Genomic DNA, 16599 nt, shown 5'->3' with positions numbered 1-16599 from the left:
TGAACTAATGCTGATATGACAAGGATAAATTTTAAATTATTTTAAAATAATTGCTATTTATTATAATTTTTCGTGAATTGTCTTCATTTACGATTATGTTTATATAAATCGTATTTGAAGGTAATACGGATTTTACTTTTTCACTCCACTCAATAACACAGACTCCTTCTCCGTATAACATTTCTTCAGTACCCAAATCTAAAAACTCTTCAACGCTGTCAAGCCTGTAAACATCCATATGATATAAATGAAGCCGTCCCGAGTATTCTGATATTAAAGTAAATGTGGGGCTCGTAACATCTTCTTTAATTCCTAAGCCCAGAGCGATGCCTTTTGTAAGGTATGTCTTACCGGCCGCTAATGTACCGTCAAGAGCTATAATATCTCCTTTTTTTAAGCATCTTCCTATTTTTTTTCCAAGCTCGATGGTTTCGGCTTCCGTTTTTACTATAAATTCCATGTTCTCTATTAAGGTAATTTCCTCATGTCAATCAAACGGCGAACACAGGCTTTTAATTCCATCATTATTTGCAATAGAGGATAATCTATCTTGTCTATCATCTGTACCTGTATTTCAGTTTCACCTGTAGGTTTATGCTCTACAAAAAATTCCACTTTCCCTTTTTGTTCTTTTCCCAATATCGTATAAACTGCTGTTCCGACATATTTTTGCCGGTAATATATGTGTGTATCTTCTTTTTCTATATTTTTTATTTCAGAAACAATCATCCTTTAAATCTCCGGTTAAGTTTTTAGCTTATTGATAATAAACTATTTCCAAGCTCTTTTACAAGCGGTGCTAATTCATATTCTGCAAGATCCGAAATCTCTACAGTATCCGTATTTTCTATTGCATTTATAATAGCATCTAAATTAGATGATATTTCTTTTTGATATTCACTTAATTTCTTTTCCCCAAAAGTAAAATCTTCGCTTATATCTGCAATATCAAATAATTTAGCCGTTTCATAAAATTTTGTTAAATTCAGTGAAAATTCTTCAATCACTTTAAGTACATCAGTACTATTTCCTGTTTGAACCTGTAAAGGTATGCCTTCAATTTTTTCCGCATCTTTTACAAACTCTTTTCCAAGTTCTTTTAAAAACTCTTTTACATCATTTCCGCTTGTGGTAAAAAGCTCAATATTAAGATCGTTTTGAATCGGTTTTTGAAAAAGCTCATCCAGTTCATTTATAGTTAATGCCTTTCCGTCTGCATATACTTGAGTAATGGTATTCTTTTTTTCCCTGCATGCAGCTTCTATATTTCCAAGCACGTCTCCTATAGTTATTTCATTATCGAATTTCAAGTCAAGTTCTTTTTCATTTAGCTTTATATTCATTTATTCATCCTTATTACTTTTTTTTAGAGAATCCGTAAAATTCTTCATTGTTTGAGATTGTTTTTGTAAACTTTTTAAAGTCCCATCCATTACGCCGTATTTTTTTTTAAGCGACTGCTCTTTTTCGGCCAGTTTTTTATCATAGTTTTCTATTCTTTTTTGCGAAGAGTCCATTTTTTGTTTGAGAGAGTCTGTTTGTATACCGAAAATACCGCCTCTTTGTGTATATGGGTTTATGTATTCATACATTGCATGAGCAAGTCCAGAGTCTATTAATATATCTCCATCCGAATCGAAACCGAAAAAAAGCTTAACCTCTTCCATGTTGTTGTTTAAAGCTTCATCAAGTTTTTTTTCATCGATTTCCAAATAGCCTCTCAGCCGGGACATATCTATTCCGCTTGATGAGTCAGACTTTGTAGAGATGCCCAACTGAGCCAGCATAAAAATTTTAGAATCATCATAAGGCTTGTAAGGCATGTTTATTGTTTGTCTTAAATTAGATTTTAAAGATGTTAATGTAGAATTTGCATACATTAAGCCAAGCTTTTTTTGAGCATCTTCGACTTCTGTTTCAGAAAGGTAGGTTAGCTCTTCTATTATTTCGGGCTTATTTTGTGTTAATATATTTATTTGAGCAAAAACACGGTTATATTTTGCTACAAGCTCAATAATGGCATTTTTGACGGCCTCTACATCCGGCTTTATGGTAAGTTTTTCCTGTTTTTCCGAAGATTCATGAGCATGAATGGTTACTCCGGGTATTAAGTCGTCTATATCATTTTTGTCTCTTTTAATTTGAATACCTTCAAAATTAACTATTGCATCCTGAGCTGTTGAAACGGGGTTTACAGGAGTACATTCTCCGGCTGCCTTTGGGTCTAATATTTTAATATTTTCAACAAAAATAGTCTTATTTGAGTTATTATTATTGATTGATAATGCTTTTACATCCCCATATTCAGCCAAAGGAATTGTAATTGTCTGAGTTTCTGCATTTTCAGAAAGAGAGGGTAGTGGAATAAAAACTCCGCGTGTAGATTCCAGCGATAAGATATTCATATCTACTTTAGAAGATGAGCCTACTGAAGAGCTTTTGATTTCAGCTTTATTTAAACCGTCTTGAGATGCTTCATTTTGTATTACTATACCCTTATAAGATATGGAGCCGATTTGTTCATAAATTTTACCGTTTTTTTCTTCGGTTTTTAGAGACTGAGGTTTTGCCGGATCTTTGACAGAGATTGTAAGTTCCATTATGTATTGGTCTTTAGCCTTTACATGTTCTGAAAAATCTATTTTTTGAGAAGATTCGGGACTTGTTTCAAGACTATTAACAGAAGTTTTTATAGCGGATGAATTGTTTTTCTTAACAAGCTCCATTTCAAGGGCCATGGATAAGGCATCATCTGCAAATTCCAGCCTGTTTTTTTCTCCGGTTATATTTGATGAAAATAAAAGGGATTTAGTGTCAGGCTTTACTTTTATTTCGCTTATGTTTAATATATCTTTTGCTTTGGAATTTACAAGATCTATAAAACCCTTATACTTACCGCCCTTCCAATTTACTGAAATGCTTTTTTCTCCTACTTTAAATGTGTATTTACCCTTTTTTATTTCAATATCTTTATTTATTTCTTTTGTTAAAAATTTATCGGCTTCTGCAATTTGAACTATATTGAGTTTTACGTTTTGATCCTTGGCTCCTCTTGATGCAACAGCTGTAAAGGATCTTTCATTAGATGATTCTGCTATTTTTTCTACGAATGGACTATTAAAGGAATATAAATCTCTTGCGGCATTACGTACTTCAAGTGAGAATTTATTAATTTGCCGCCATGAATCGTCCTGCAATTTCAGGTTTTCAAGCTTTTCTGCTTCTCTATCTCGAGGAATTCTTTCTTTTTTCATTAAAGCTTCAACGAGCTTTTCGTATGTACTGTTGACTCCGGGTATACTTAAATCGGACATCTAAACCCCTATATTTTAAAACAGTCCAGGGAAAATTCCGACTAAATGTTTTCATCAAATAAAAGGCCGACGGTTTCTCTTATTCTTGCTTGCAGTCTTTGTATTTCTTCTGATGGAATTTCCCTTATTACCTTGTCGGTATTTGTGTCAATTACCTTAATAACGATACGGTTTGTGTCTTTATTTACTCTAAATTGTAATTTTCTATCACACATATTACAGAGTTTTTGAATTTGTGCAACAGCTTTTGATATTTCATTAGGGTCAGCAAGAGCTTTTTGATCTTGGGTTTGTTCTGCTGCTTCCTTTTGTGCTATTACGTCGGATGCAGCCCTCATGGAGCCGTTAATTACGGTATCCCGTCGTGTTTGTAATGCTGCTTGGTGCCCTATGCCGCTTATTTCTATACTCATAAAAACCTCCTTGGTTTAAATAGACATCATCCGTGACATCAATAATATATTCAGCATCAACTCTTAGCAGTAAAAAAAGGAAGAAGAAGGGCGCATCTTCTTTCTTCCTAAAAATTCTAAAGGCTTTTAATTTTAAGAGATGACATCCGGTTATCTCTTATATCTTCGGCCTTTATAAGATCTGCTTTGTTATTGAAGAAGCCTAACAACGCTCTGGGGTTGTGCATTGGCCTGTGCCAACATAGCAGTTCCTGACTGGATCAAGATCTGGTTCTTTGTATAGTCTACAATTTCTTTAGCCATATCTGCATCTCGGACTCTTGATTCGGCAGCCTGCATATTTTCGGCGGCAATTGCGATGCCGTTATATGCCATTTCAAACCTATTTTGATATGCACCTAGGTCTGCACGCTGCTTGTTAATCTGTTTAAGAGCATTATCAAGGGTTCCCAATGCCATGTTTGCGCCGTCTACTGAAGACATTGAAATCATTGCATCTTCTCCGCCTTGCTGTGCTCCTATAATACCGAGTGCTGTAGCTGTCATTGTTCCTATATAGATCTTTTCTCTTTGATCCATATTTGCACCGACATGGAGCTGCATAGGTCCCGATACGGAATCTTGAGCGAAACGGCCTGTTAGGATATTCATTCCGTTAAACTGAGCATGGCTTGCGATTCTGTCTACTTCATCAACAAGCTGTGAAACTTCAACTTGAATCTGCATCCTGTCTTCGGCGGAATAAATGCCGTTAGAGGCCTGTATAGCCAACTCTCTTAATCTCTGTATTATATCTGTCGTTTCACCTAAGTAACCTTCAGTTGCTTGAATGAAAGAAACACCGTTTTGAATGTTCTGTCCGGCTTGGTTTAAACCTCTGATTTGGCTGCGCATCTTTTCGGATACGGCTAAACCGGAAGCATCATCACCTGCACGGTTGATTCTTTCCGCACTGGAAAGCTTTTCGATGTTTTTTGCGAGATGAAGTTCGTTGACTCCTCCCTGTCTCTGTGCAAACATTGCACTCATATTGTGATTAATAATCATATGACCCTCCCTGAAGTCCTATAGTTCAGCATCCTTTGCTGAAAAATACTCCTGTATTTTATAATTTTGCATAAAATTTTGCGCCTTTTATGTAAATTATAAACACAGTATTATTAACAATTTTATTCAAACTGCTAATAATACTGCGGTACAGGGCTTCATAAGGGCCGCCCATCAAGGGCATTTTTTCAAAGATCACTTAAGCGTGTAGGGGAAAGCCCCTGCACGCTTAACACATTATACTCTTATAATAAAAAAAATACAAGAGTATTTTACAAATTTGTTACCTTAAAAGAGACATTACAAGCTGGCTATTGTTATTAGCCTGAGCAAGCATTGCAACACCGGTATTTGCCAAGATTTGGTTCTTGGTATATTCTACCATTTGTTTTGCCATATCTGCATCACGGATTCTTGACTCGGAAGCTTGGAGGTTTTCAGCTGCGATATCAATACCGACAACCGTCAACTCCAATCTGTTCTGATATGCACCAAGATCGGCTCTTTGCTTGTTGATCTTTTTAAGACCTTCATCGATTGTTCCGATGCTCATGTTTGCGGCATCGGCTGTTTCGATAGTCATGATTTTTTCATCACCGACATTTCGGATACCGAGAGCTGCTGCCGACATTGTTCCAATGTATACACGCATTCTCTGATCCATGTTTGCACCGATGTGGAACCACATAGAACCTGTAACAACATTTTCACCTGTTTCGCGTGCAAAGCGGCCCGTAAGCATGTTCATACCGTTAAATTGGGCTGAACTTGCAATGCGGTCAACTTCGGCAACCAGCTGAGAAACTTCGACCTGAATCTGCATTCTGTCTTCGGCAGAGTAGATACCGTTTGAAGACTGAACAGCCAGCTCTCTGATTCTCTGCATGATGTCGGTTGTTTCCTGCAAGAAAGCTTCGGTTACTTGGATAAAGTTAATGCCGTTTGAAGCGTTTGCAGAAGCTTGGTTTAAACCTCGAATCTGGCTTCTCATTTTCTCGGAAACGGCAAGGCCGGAAGCGTCATCGCCTGCACGGTTAATGCGTAGACCGGATGAAAGTTTTTCGATGTCTTTACCGATGCGTACATTGGTAACACCCTGCGTTCTCTGTGCGAACATCGCACTCATGTTGTGATTGATAATCATAAGATATTCCTCCCTGGAATAATGTGTTTACAAAGCATCCTTGCTTTGTTTTGAGGATAAAAAACCCTCATTATCCATATTCGGCAGGGCTTATCTAAAACTTTAGCATTTTTTTGAAAAATATTTATTTTTTGTGACATTTAAAATAAAATCCTTGCTATTTTAATAAACATATTGTACAATTTAAAGGTATAAGTGGATTTAACTTAGGTTAATATATATTACATAAGGAGTATGCAAATGAGTAGACTTGAGATATTTTCACAAAATAGGTCTCAAATTATAATTGAAGAGCTATATAAAAATCTTCAGCATAGGATTGAAGCCAGTCCGCCCGGACTGTGTCCAGTTTACATAACACGAGCTTTTATTGAAATGTGCCATGCCCAAACTTGCGGAAAATGTGTTCCCTGCCGGGTAGGTCTTTTACAGTTAAAACATATTTTGACTGACGTTTTAAACGGAAATTCCACGATGGAAACGCTTACCCTTATTGAAGAGACGGCAAAATCGATAAGGGAAACTGCAGATTGCGCACTGGGCTATGAAGCTGCAGATATGGTTTATAAAAGTATAATCTATTGCCGTGATGACTTTGAAGAACATATAAAAAACGGAAGATGCGGCTGTATAACAACTCAACCCGTACCCTGTGTTGCTCTTTGTCCTGCAAATGTGGATATACCTGGTTATATTGCTCTTGTTAGAGATGAAAGGTATGCCGATGCAGTTCGTTTAATAAGAAAAGACAATCCTTTTCCTTCTACATGTGCTTTTATATGCGAACATCCTTGTGAACATAGGTGCCGTAGAAATATGGTAGATAGTGCCATAAATATACGCGGTTTAAAAAGAGTTGCTGTAGAATTTGCCGGAAAAGTTCCTCCTCCTCCAAGTGCCGCATCTACAGGGAAAAAAATAGCCATAGTCGGAGGCGGTCCTGCAGGGCTTACGGCTGCTTATTATTTGCAGCTTATGGGGCATCAAACAACGGTATATGAGATGCTGCCGAAATTAGGAGGTATGCTCCGCTATGGAATACCCAACTACCGTCTGCCTAAAGATAGGTTAGATGAAGATATAGAAGCAATCCTTGAAACGGGGGTTAACGTAGTTTACGGCAAAAAAATAGGAATTGATATAGATCTTAACGAGCTGATCAAGAATAATGATGCTGCTATAATAGCAATAGGAGCCTCAACAGACAAAAAATTAGGCCTTGAAGGAGAAGATGCCGAAGGCGTTATCTCTGCCGTTCAATTCCTTAGAGATGTAGGAATGGATAAAAAAATGGATCTGAAAGGTAAAAAAACTGCAATAATAGGGGGCGGAAACGTTGCTATGGATGCCGTACGCACAGCTGTACGCCTTAAATCGGAAAAAGTTACCTGCCTTTATAGAAGACGTATAGCCGATATGACGGCTCTCCCTGCAGAAATTGAAGGAGCTTTAGCAGAAGGTGTAGAAATGATGACCCTAAAAGCTCCTTCAAAACTTGAAGTAAAGAATGGAAAACTGGCAGGCGTTTGGGTTACTCCCCAGATGATCTCTAAAATAAAGGACGGCCGTGCTTCAGTTGTATCTACAGGGGAACCGGATATTTTTATTCCGTGTGAAGTGCTTGTTGTTGCAATAGGACAGGATATTGAGACTAAGCATTATGAAGCTTCAGGCGTACCGATTGATAGAGGTAAGCTTTTTACGATGCCCAGCGCAAGTTTCAGAGGAATGCCCGGTTTATTCTCTGGCGGAGACTGTGCTTCAGGACCTTCTACAGTTATAAAAGCTATTGCCGCCGGAAAGGTTATGGCTGCAAATATAGATGAATATTTAGGCTACAGCCACACTATAAGCTGTGATGTAGAAATTCCCATACCTAACATAGATGACCGCCTTGCCTGCGGAAGGGTAGAACTTGGCGAAAGAGAAGCCTCTGAAAGAATTAAAGACTTTGAAGGGGTTGAATTCTGTATGAGTAAAAAAGAGGCTTGTCAGGAATCGAACCGTTGTCTTAAATGTGATCACTTCGGCTTTGGAATATTTAAGGGAGGGCGTGAAAGATTATGGTAAATTTAACAATAGACAATATAAGAATAAATGTTGATAAAGACATGACAATTATGGAAGCTGCGGAGCAGGTAGGCATTCCTATTCCTAGGCTTTGTTTCTTAAAAGGAATTAATGAAATTGCAGCATGCCGCGTATGTGTTGTCGAAGTGGAAGGTAAGGAAAAACTTATAACTTCCTGTAATAATTCTGTTGAAGAAGGAATGGTTGTATATACCAACAGCCCTAAGGTTAGGCTTGATAGAAGAAGAACAGTTCAGATGATTTTGTCTCAACATGACTGTAAGTGTGCAACCTGTGTAAGAAGCGGAAACTGTGCCTTACAAACCCTTGCAAACGATCTTAATATTCAAGATATATTATATGAAGAACAGCTTGAACATCAGCCATGGGATAAGAATTTTCCTCTTATACGGGATTCAAAAAAATGTATTAAATGTATGCGATGTATTCAGGTTTGTGACAAGGTTCAAGGTCTTAATATCTGGGAATTGGAAGGAACAGGAGCCAGAACTACAATAAATGTTTCAGGCTCAAGGACTATAGCCGAAGCTGACTGCTCTTTATGCGGTCAGTGTATTACCCATTGTCCTGTGGGTGCCTTGCGGGAAAGAGATGACACGGAAAAATTCTGGAGGGCAGTTGCCGATCCTAATAAAGTGGTTGTTGTACAAGTGGCTCCTGCAATCCGTACTGCTTGGGGAGAACACATCGGCCTTGATCTAAAAGACGCTTCCGTCAACAAAATATTCGATGCCCTAAAAAGAATGGGGGCCGACTATGTTTTTGATACAAGTTTTTCTGCCGACCTAACCATAATGGAAGAAGCTTATGAATTCCTTGAGCGTTTTTCTAAGGGAGAGCTAAAAGATAAACCAATGTTTACCTCCTGTTGTCCGGGATGGGTTCGTTTTATAAAAAGCCAATATCCTCATTTGGTTTCTCATTTATCGTCGGCAAAGTCTCCTATGCAGATGTTCGGAGCTGTTATGAAGTCGTACTTTGCTGAGACACTTGGTAAAAAACCTGAGGATATTTTTTCCGTTGCAATTATGCCCTGTGTTGCAAAAAAAGGCGAGATTAACATGGAATTATTCTATGGTGAGTATGCAGGACATGATATGGACTGTGTTTTGACTACGAGGGAATTTGTAAGGATGATTAAGTCTGCTCATATTCTCCCCGAAACCCTTAAAGAAGCAGAACCGGATCAACTTTTCCATGATGTTTCAGGTGCGGGAATTATTTTTGGAGCTACAGGCGGTGTTATGGAAGCTGCCCTGCGTACAGCCTATTATGCAATAATGGGAGAAAATTGTCCGCCGGATGCTTTTAAGGTTGTAAGGAATTCCTCACAAGAAGTGTCTGGAATTATTGAAGCCTCTTTTACACTAAAAGAAAATAATTTGTGTATTGCCGTGGCCAGCGGGCTTGCCAACACCCGGCGGCTCATTGATTCTATCGAAGCAGGTGAAAAACATTATGATTTTGTAGAAATTATGGCTTGTCCCGGCGGCTGTGTAGGAGGCGGAGGACAGCCCATACATGACGGCTATGAATTGGCTTTTGAACGAGGGCAAAATTTATACTTTATCGATAAAAACTTAAAGCTTAGATATTCACATGAAAATAAGGATATAAAGAATTTATACAATAAATTCTTTGAAAAGCCGAACAGTCACAAAGCTCACAGTCTTTTGCATACGGATCATTTTTTATGGGAAATGCCTAGAAGTCCTAAACGGGATAGAAAAGGCTATGTTATAAGTAAAAATACAGTCATAAAGATACCGTAGAATAAGTGATTAAGAAAGCTGTTTTTTCCCTGTTGTTCTTTTTTTTATTTTATGTATACTATTCTTTTGAGCATTTTCAATGCTCAAAAGAAGGAACTATATGAACTGGAAACTGATTTATTTTTTGTTGATAGTATTATTTTTAGGCTTATTTGCAGGCTTTAACATGAAGCATTCTTGCGATGTTTCTTTGATTTTTTATACATTTGAAAATATACCCGTTTATGTAAGCAATATTTTTTCGTTTTTAATCGGGCTTATCTTAACAATTCCTTTTTTCTTTGGAGGTAAAAGGAAAAAAAATAAACCTACAAATGAAAAAAAAGAGACATTTACGGCAAGTGATGGTGTCGGAATAGATACTGTGGACTTGAAAAAGCCTAAAAAATCATGGTTTAAGCGTAAAAAAGAATCTAAAGCTTCAATTCCTGAAAATAATTCTGAGATCAAATGAGATAAGAGATAAAAGGGCTTATGGAATTTAATATAAAAAAAATATTATTTTTTTTATTGACTCTCTTTTTTTTAGATAGCCTGACTGCTCAAAATTCCTTGCCTCAAAATATTCAAAAGATTATCAAAAACGGTTTTACAAAAAAAACTCCTTTTGAGGCATCTTCGTTTATTGAAGCAGAAATAAAAAAGATTTCTTCAAATGAAGAAAAAATTATAGCTCTATCCGTTTTGGCCGACTATGAAGAAAGGTTCGATTTATTTTTACGAGCCGGAAGACACTATCTTGAAGCTGCGGAACTTTCTCCCGAGCCGGGAAGAAAGACTCTTTTAACCAAGGCTCTTGGTGCATATCTTTTAGCCGATAACATAAGCGAGTCATCCGAGCTTTGCCGGAACCGCTTGCTGCCTCTCATTGAAGCTCCATTTTCTAAAGAAGACATAAAAATTCTTGTTCTTTTTGAATGGCTTAAATTAAAATCGGATGAAAAGGCTTCTCTTGAAAATATAAAAAAATATGTTACCGATTCAAAATTCTCAGAATTTCATCCTGCCATGCTTTTAACTCTTTGGTGGGTAGATGGGGATAAGAAGGCTGAGAACACCCTCATAAAAAAATTCCCTAACAGTATTGAGGCGTCTGTTGTCCGAGGTGAGGCTTTTTTAAGCCCTAAAACATTTTGGTATTTAATGCCTCAAAATAGGGAATTTAAAGAATCTCTTGCAGATTCAGCTTCCGAATCCGTCTCATTAAGTCAAGGTGAAACCTTAGCTCAAAATAATGAAGAGCCGGCTGCAAAATTTTATCAAACCGGTTTTTTTAAAACCGAAAATTTTGCAAGAGGCCTTGCAGATGAGCTTAAAAAGAAGGGTTTTACGGTAACAATAAAAAAAGAGGAACGCGGAGAGGATGCTTTTTTTTCGGTTTTAGTAAAGGATGACGGCAAAGGAAACTTAATTACACGCCTAAAAAGCGAGGGATATGAAGCGGTTCCTGTTTTTGATTAAGTTTCTTACTTTTCTTCTTTAGGCTCTTTATCATCTTGCGTTGAATCTTTTTTTTCTGTTTTTTTATCTTCTTTTTTAATTTCAGGCGGATTTAAAAGTTTTTCTATTTCTTTTTCAAGTTCACTAATAGTTTTTTTGTCGTCATCTTGTGTAAATTTTTCTTTGGATTTATGAAGAAGTTCTTTTGCTTTTTCGTATTTTTTTACTAGAATTAAAATTCTAACATAGTTAAATAAATATTCGGGAGTTTCTTTATCTTCTAAATAAATCTTTTCATAAATTAAAAGGGCTTTTTCTTCTTTTCCGGATGAAACCAGAGCATAGGCATAGGCTGTAGATAGTTTTATGTTTTCGGGAGCTTTTTTATAGAGAGGTTCAATATATTTTAGGCAATTTTCCCATTCATTTTGAAGAGCATAAACTTGTGCCAAATTATATTGAGCTGCATTTTTATATTTTTCAGATTTTTCGGCTTTAAGATAATAATCTGCAGCCTTTGGGTAGTTTTTTATCTCTGCATAGCCTTGAGCAATTGAAAAATACTCTCCTGCAAGGTCCTCTTCAACAGCTCCCTTTGCAAAGGTTTTTGTAAAACAAAGAAAAAACAAGACTCCAAAAAAAACTATAAAAATATTTTTCCTCATTTTTTTAAAATCCTCTAGTTTCCTAAAACTGTTTTTTCTATCTGCCGCAGCTGAGAGCGGTAGAGCCCCGCAATATTTGAGCCGTAGTCTGCAAGGAGCTGAATAATGTTTCGGGGTGTTTCATCGGTATCGGTTCCATTTATCCTGTCTCCTGCATCGCCGAGGCCCGGCATGATATAGGCCGAAGCATTTAGGGCAGGGTCCATCCAAAGTGTGTATAGGGTACAGTTATCCAAAGCACGCACAATTCTCAGAGCACCCTTCAAGGCAGAAATTACATGAAAACAACTTATCGATTTCGGCTTTACGCCCAGTTTTTTTAGGTGTTTTACAACGGTTACGAGGCTTCCTCCGGTAGCATTCATAGGGTCGGCAAAGATAAGGTCCTTTCCGTCCAAATCTTTTAGGTTAAAATAAGACTTATCCAAATCAAGGATGTACTGCATATCGTCTTCCTTGCGGGAATCATCTCTTTTAATCTTAAAGAGGGCAAAGGGAGTTACATAGCCGTGCGAAGAATACTCTTCGATTTCTTTTGAAAGAATCATAGATGGGAGGAGGGCTCCTCTCAACATAACACACATAACAGTATTTTCAATTTTATGGTCAATGTCGGTTATCTTGTGAACGGCATAGTTTTGAACTGGAACCTTTACCGGAGTTTTTACTACAAGATAGTTTTTCTTGTCTTTTTGGTGTCCCTTATAAGCAAGCTTAAAAAGCATTTCAAAGGAACGCTGGGTATAGTATAAGAATTCGCTGTGTTCGGTTTTTATAGAGCGGAGTTTTGCAATAACTCTTGAAGCCTCGGCATGATTTTCATGTTCGGTATCAAAAGAGAAAACTTTAAGTTGAGGTATTTCCTTGCATATATTTTGCATAAGATGCCCCATCTCGGTATAAAGCCTTATAATCTCATCCTTGGCCTTTTCCTTTTTTTCGCCGTTTTCCTTTTCTAAAACAGTAAAATTTTCAATAGCTTCCTGATAAAGAACATTCATTTCGTTAAGATGCCTTAGATCGTCCTCAGTTAAATACCCGTCAAGAGCTTCTGCCCCCATAATTACCTTACCCATATCTACTCCCAGAAAAACTTTTTGCAGGAAGCCTCAGCTTCCGAAAAGAGTTTTTTCACGCAGTTTGTTTACAAACTGCATACAATATCGATAAACAGTGAGGCTGAATTTCTGCCGAACTGTTTATCACATCTCCTTAGTTAAAATCAGAGAAGTATAAAAGAAAATCGGTAAAAATTCAAGTACCATTTTTTTATTTAACCGCAAAGATACAAAGAGCGCAAAGAATTTTTTAATGGTGTTTTAATAATACATTCTTAAATTGACGCTAAAAATCGGACATCCATGTCCGATTTTTAGCGGGGTAAGATTACTTAGTATCGTTAAGTATATATTTATATAGTGCTTTTTTTATATCTATTGATACATTTTTTCTTGCAGGGCTGTGCAATGGAACAACACGGATTGGCCTTCCTTTAAAAGTATAATAATAGATATTTATTTTTTTACCTTGTTCTTCATGAGTTTCTGGTTCCTTGTTTTTATCTTGTTTTAAAATAGCATCGTCAGTTTTTACATAATATTTCTTAAAAAATTGTGTGTACATGTCTTTGGAAGTAAGTACAATTGTATCAATACCTTTTTTGTGATGCGGGTGCCCTGAAAATCATCAAAAGGTAATTGACAATTTCTGTTTTATTCCTTAAAATGCTTCCCTATGAATAAAAATATTACGATTGATGAACTGCGTTCAAAATATATAGACTTTTTTAAAAGCAAGGGACATGTGGAAATTTCGGGGAGGTCTCTTATCCCTGAAAATGACCCGACGGTTTTATTTACAACTGCCGGCATGCACCCGCTTGTCCCTTATTTAATGGGGGAGCCTCATCCTGCGGGAACCCGTTTAACCGATGTGCAAAAATGTGTGCGCACGGGCGATATAGATGATGTAGGGGATGCTTCGCACCTGACCTTTTTTGAAATGCTTGGAAACTGGTCTTTGGGAGATTATTTTAAAAAAGAATCAATCGCCTATAGCTTCGAATTTTTAACCGATGAAAAATATTTAGGTATTCCTATCGATAAACTTTCCTTTACGGTCTTTGAAGGAAATGAAGACGCTCCACGTGATGATGAATCCGCTTCTATTTGGGAAAGTCTTGGTGTTTCTAAAGATAGAATTTTCTTTTTACCCAAAGAAGATAACTGGTGGGGTCCTGCCGGTGAAACAGGCCCATGCGGTCCCGATACCGAAATTTTTATAGATACGGGAAAACCTGCCTGCGGTTCAAATTGCCGCCCAGGCTGTAACTGCGGTAAATATGTAGAAATATGGAACAATGTTTTTATGCAATATCATAAAAACATGGACGGCTCATATTCTCCCTTAAAAAGAAAATGCGTAGATACGGGAATGGGGGTCGAACGAACAGTCGCCATGCTTCAAGGAAAGCCTTCCGTTTATAATACCGAGGCCTTTACCTCAATTATTAAATCTATCGAAGACATAAGCGGCGTAAAATACGGCGATAACGAAAAAACCGATACCTCTATCAGAATTATAGCCGACCATGTCCGAACAGCCTGTTTTATTTTGGGAGACCCCAAAACTACGCTTCCGTCAAATATTGGAGCAGGCTATGTTTTAAGAAGGCTTATCAGGCGGGCTGTAAGGCACGGCAAAAAACTCGGCATAGACGGCAACTTTTTATCCGTTCCGGCTTCTGCCGTTATCGCTCAAAATGCCGGCTTTTATACCGAACTAAAGGAAAATGAAACTCTTATTTTAACGGAACTTAAGGCCGAAGAAGATAAATTCCTTGAAACCTTAAAAAAAGGCGAGGCCGAATTCGAAAAAATGCTTCCGAACCTTTTAAAAAATCCTAAAAAGATTATTCCGGGAAGAATGGCCTTTAAACTCTATGATACCTACGGCTTTCCTATCGAATTAACGGAAGAACTTGCCTCCGAATCGGGCTTAACCGTAAACAGGGAAGAATTTGATGAGGCTTTTAAAAAGCATCAGGAGCTATCCAGAGCCGGAAGCGAACAGGTATTTAAGGGAGGCCTTGCCGACCATTCGGAGCAGACGACGGCCTATCATACGGCAACCCATCTTTTGCACAAGGCTTTAAGAATGGTTTTAGGTGATCATGTTCAGCAAAAAGGTTCGAATATAACGGCTGAAAGGCTTCGTTTTGACTTTTCTCATCCCGAGCCAATGACGGATGCCGAAAAAAAAGAGGTTGAAAGGCTTGTAAATGAGGCTATCAAGGCCGATTTGCCCGTAACTATGGAAGTTATGCCTTTAGCAGAAGCAAAAAAAATAGGTGCGATGGCTCTTTTCGGCGAAAAATATGAGGATATTGTTAAGGTATACAAAATAGGAGATTTTTCTACCGAAGTTTGTGGAGGCCCCCATGTTGAAAGAACAGGTGTTTTGGGAAATTTTGTGATAAAAAAGGAACAGTCTTCTTCTTCAGGAGTCAGGCGTATAAGGGCTGTACTTGAACATTAAATGTAACTTATTGCCGAGCAATTTGTTAATAAGGCAAAACTTCGGCTTTGCCTTCTTTAAAATAATCATCCCCATATGGGATAATAGATGAGGATAAAATGAAAAAGAATATTTTTATTGCAGTTATGTTAGTTGGTTTTTTGGGCCTTTTGTCTGCCCAAAATGATTTACAGGTTATTGCACAGGTTAATCTTTTTAAAAAAGAACCTATTACCCTTGGCCAGCTTAAAAAGCAAGTCGCAAGTTTAGAGCTTGAAACTAAGCAAAAAACAAGTATTGAAGACCGTAAAAGTGTCTTAACAGCTTTGATGAACAGAACTATTTTGTTACAAGCTGCAGAAAAAGAAGGTGTGAAAGTTATGAATTCTGAGGTAGATGATTATTTTTCACAGGTAATAAGCCAAAATTTGGGTGTACAAATAACTGAAGCCGAATTTGCAAAAAAAATAAAACAAGAATATAATAAATCCTTAGACGAATTTACAAAAGAAAATACAGGAATGAATGTAAGTGAAGCAAAAAAGATGTTAAGAGAGCAGCTTTTAATTGAAAAATATGTTTGGTCAAAAAAATCCGCTGAAATTCAAAAACTTGCTACACCTCAAGATTCGGATATAAGAAAGGTTTATGACTTAAATGTACAGCAATTTTTACGTCCTGATATGATTAAGCTTGTTTTAATTAGCATTAAAAAAGATGGTAATGATGCTGCCGAAACTAAAAAAATCAATGAATTAAATGCCAAATTGAAAAAAAATGTTAAGGCCTTAGCTGAAATTGAAAAAAATGCAAAAAAAGAAGGGTATAATGTTCAATCAAGATATGCTTTAAAAAACGAATTGGGAGCACAAGCCTTAGGTCTTCAACATGAAGCTTTATTACAGATTTTTGAAAAAGATGTAAATTTCGTTTCAGATATTACGGATATGCCTGATAACCGTCAGTTTTTTTTAATAGCTGAAAAACATCCTGTAAAAATTTTAGGACTCAGTGATGTTATAGATCCTTCTCAAACTATTACAGTATATGAAGTTATAAAAAACCAATTAGTAGCACAAGGTCAGCAAAGGGCAATTCAAATAGTCAATCAAGAATTGATTAATGAGCTGCGCACCGATGATAATTGTAAAATTCTAAAAAAGGATGCAGATCTTGATGCTCTCCTTTCATGGTAAT

15 protein-coding genes and 1 pseudogene are annotated in these 16599 nt (G+C 37.0%); 6 read left to right on the top strand and 10 right to left on the bottom strand.

Going from position 1 to position 16599, the window contains the following annotated elements; translation table 11 throughout:
• Positions 1-31 precede the first annotated feature (31 nt).
• The 7 genes from tsaE to E4N78_RS07825 form a co-directional block, all read right to left on the bottom strand.
• On the bottom strand, positions 32-460 hold the full coding sequence (tsaE, locus tag E4N78_RS07855) for a tRNA (adenosine(37)-N6)-threonylcarbamoyltransferase complex ATPase subunit type 1 TsaE (RefSeq protein WP_255810012.1): 429 nt from the start codon (positions 458-460) through the stop codon (positions 32-34).
• A gap of 8 nt (positions 461-468) precedes the next feature.
• On the bottom strand, positions 469-729 hold the full coding sequence (locus tag E4N78_RS07850; RefSeq protein WP_255810011.1) for a hypothetical protein: 261 nt from the start codon (positions 727-729) through the stop codon (positions 469-471).
• A 23-nt stretch (positions 730-752) separates the two neighbouring features.
• Positions 753-1343, bottom strand: coding sequence for a hypothetical protein (locus tag E4N78_RS07845; protein ID WP_255810010.1), 591 nt, complete (start codon positions 1341-1343; stop codon positions 753-755).
• The gene (fliD, locus tag E4N78_RS07840) at positions 1344-3314 is read right to left on the bottom strand and encodes a flagellar filament capping protein FliD (RefSeq protein ID WP_255810009.1); all 1971 of its coding nucleotides are present in this window, start codon (positions 3312-3314) and stop codon (positions 1344-1346) included.
• Positions 3315-3355: 41 nt separating this feature from the next.
• Positions 3356-3727 (bottom strand): flagellar protein FlaG, encoded by a 372-nt coding sequence (locus E4N78_RS07835; RefSeq protein ID WP_255810008.1) that lies wholly within the window; start codon positions 3725-3727, stop codon positions 3356-3358.
• 189 nt (positions 3728-3916) lie between these two features.
• Entirely contained in the window at positions 3917-4774 is an 858-nt protein-coding gene (locus E4N78_RS07830) for a flagellin N-terminal helical domain-containing protein (RefSeq protein ID WP_255810007.1), read from the bottom strand.
• Between the two features lie 283 nt (positions 4775-5057).
• Entirely contained in the window at positions 5058-5918 is an 861-nt protein-coding gene (locus E4N78_RS07825) for a flagellin N-terminal helical domain-containing protein (protein WP_255810006.1), read from the bottom strand.
• A 240-nt stretch (positions 5919-6158) separates the two neighbouring features.
• On the opposite strand from E4N78_RS07825, the gene E4N78_RS07820 reads away from it, so the two are divergent.
• The 4 genes from E4N78_RS07820 to E4N78_RS07805 all read left to right on the top strand — a co-directional run bounded on the left by E4N78_RS07820 (position 6159) and on the right by E4N78_RS07805 (position 11242).
• Positions 6159-7988, top strand: coding sequence for an NAD(P)-binding protein (locus tag E4N78_RS07820; RefSeq protein WP_255810005.1), 1830 nt, complete (start codon positions 6159-6161; stop codon positions 7986-7988).
• The gene (locus tag E4N78_RS07815) at positions 7982-9781 is read left to right on the top strand and encodes a [FeFe] hydrogenase, group A (protein ID WP_255810004.1); all 1800 of its coding nucleotides are present in this window, start codon (positions 7982-7984) and stop codon (positions 9779-9781) included. The genes E4N78_RS07820 and E4N78_RS07815 overlap by 7 nt, the downstream gene beginning before the upstream one ends.
• A gap of 100 nt (positions 9782-9881) precedes the next feature.
• Positions 9882-10235, top strand: coding sequence for a hypothetical protein (locus tag E4N78_RS07810; protein ID WP_255810003.1), 354 nt, complete (start codon positions 9882-9884; stop codon positions 10233-10235).
• Between the two features lie 20 nt (positions 10236-10255).
• Positions 10256-11242, top strand: a complete 987-nt coding sequence (locus E4N78_RS07805; protein ID WP_255810001.1) for an SPOR domain-containing protein — start codon at positions 10256-10258, stop codon at positions 11240-11242.
• Between the two features lie 5 nt (positions 11243-11247).
• On the opposite strand, the gene E4N78_RS07800 is transcribed toward E4N78_RS07805, so the two are convergent.
• The 3 genes and pseudogenes from E4N78_RS07800 to E4N78_RS07790 form a co-directional block, all read right to left on the bottom strand.
• Positions 11248-11886 (bottom strand): tetratricopeptide repeat protein, encoded by a 639-nt coding sequence (locus E4N78_RS07800; protein ID WP_255810000.1) that lies wholly within the window; start codon positions 11884-11886, stop codon positions 11248-11250.
• Positions 11887-11900: 14 nt separating this feature from the next.
• Positions 11901-12962 carry a uracil phosphoribosyltransferase gene (locus E4N78_RS07795; RefSeq protein ID WP_255809998.1) on the bottom strand — a complete coding sequence of 354 codons (1062 nt, stop codon included), beginning with the start codon at positions 12960-12962 and terminating at the stop codon, positions 11901-11903.
• A 310-nt stretch (positions 12963-13272) separates the two neighbouring features.
• A pseudogene (locus E4N78_RS07790) lies at positions 13273-13545 on the bottom strand (uracil-DNA glycosylase family protein); the annotation flags it as partial.
• A gap of 75 nt (positions 13546-13620) precedes the next feature.
• Here E4N78_RS07790 and E4N78_RS07785 point away from each other — a divergent pair.
• Entirely contained in the window at positions 13621-15423 is a 1803-nt protein-coding gene (locus E4N78_RS07785; RefSeq protein ID WP_255809995.1) for an alanine--tRNA ligase, read from the top strand.
• A gap of 98 nt (positions 15424-15521) precedes the next feature.
• Positions 15522-16598 carry an MOSP complex formation periplasmic protein, TDE1658 family gene (locus tag E4N78_RS07780; protein ID WP_255809994.1) on the top strand — a complete coding sequence of 359 codons (1077 nt, stop codon included), beginning with the start codon at positions 15522-15524 and terminating at the stop codon, positions 16596-16598.
• The last annotated feature ends 1 nt before the right edge of the window (position 16599 follow it).

The sequence above is a fragment of the Treponema denticola genome, from assembly GCF_024400535.1.
GTDB lineage: Bacteria > Spirochaetota > Spirochaetia > Treponematales > Treponemataceae > Treponema_B > Treponema_B denticola_C.
The sequence above is the reverse complement of the archived record's forward strand: the minus strand, read 5'-3'. Positions and strand labels throughout refer to the sequence as shown.

Coding starts and splice junctions, on each gene's coding strand:
- E4N78_RS07815 (WP_255810004.1), top strand. CDS start 7,982: ATGGTAAATTTAACAATAGACAATATAAGAATAAATGTTGATAAAGAC.
- fliD (WP_255810009.1), bottom strand. CDS start 3,314: ATGTCCGATTTAAGTATACCCGGAGTCAACAGTACATACGAAAAGCTC.
- E4N78_RS07820 (WP_255810005.1), top strand. CDS start 6,159: ATGAGTAGACTTGAGATATTTTCACAAAATAGGTCTCAAATTATAATT.
- E4N78_RS07835 (WP_255810008.1), bottom strand. CDS start 3,727: ATGAGTATAGAAATAAGCGGCATAGGGCACCAAGCAGCATTACAAACA.
- E4N78_RS07795 (WP_255809998.1), bottom strand. CDS start 12,962: ATGGGTAAGGTAATTATGGGGGCAGAAGCTCTTGACGGGTATTTAACT.
- E4N78_RS07850 (WP_255810011.1), bottom strand. CDS start 729: ATGATTGTTTCTGAAATAAAAAATATAGAAAAAGAAGATACACACATA.
- E4N78_RS07805 (WP_255810001.1), top strand. CDS start 10,256: ATGGAATTTAATATAAAAAAAATATTATTTTTTTTATTGACTCTCTTT.
- E4N78_RS07800 (WP_255810000.1), bottom strand. CDS start 11,886: ATGAGGAAAAATATTTTTATAGTTTTTTTTGGAGTCTTGTTTTTTCTT.
- E4N78_RS07845 (WP_255810010.1), bottom strand. CDS start 1,343: ATGAATATAAAGCTAAATGAAAAAGAACTTGACTTGAAATTCGATAAT.
- E4N78_RS07780 (WP_255809994.1), top strand. CDS start 15,522: ATGAAAAAGAATATTTTTATTGCAGTTATGTTAGTTGGTTTTTTGGGC.
- E4N78_RS07810 (WP_255810003.1), top strand. CDS start 9,882: ATGAACTGGAAACTGATTTATTTTTTGTTGATAGTATTATTTTTAGGC.
- E4N78_RS07785 (WP_255809995.1), top strand. CDS start 13,621: ATGAATAAAAATATTACGATTGATGAACTGCGTTCAAAATATATAGAC.
- E4N78_RS07825 (WP_255810006.1), bottom strand. CDS start 5,918: ATGATTATCAATCACAACATGAGTGCGATGTTCGCACAGAGAACGCAG.
- tsaE (WP_255810012.1), bottom strand. CDS start 460: ATGGAATTTATAGTAAAAACGGAAGCCGAAACCATCGAGCTTGGAAAA.
- E4N78_RS07830 (WP_255810007.1), bottom strand. CDS start 4,774: ATGATTATTAATCACAATATGAGTGCAATGTTTGCACAGAGACAGGGA.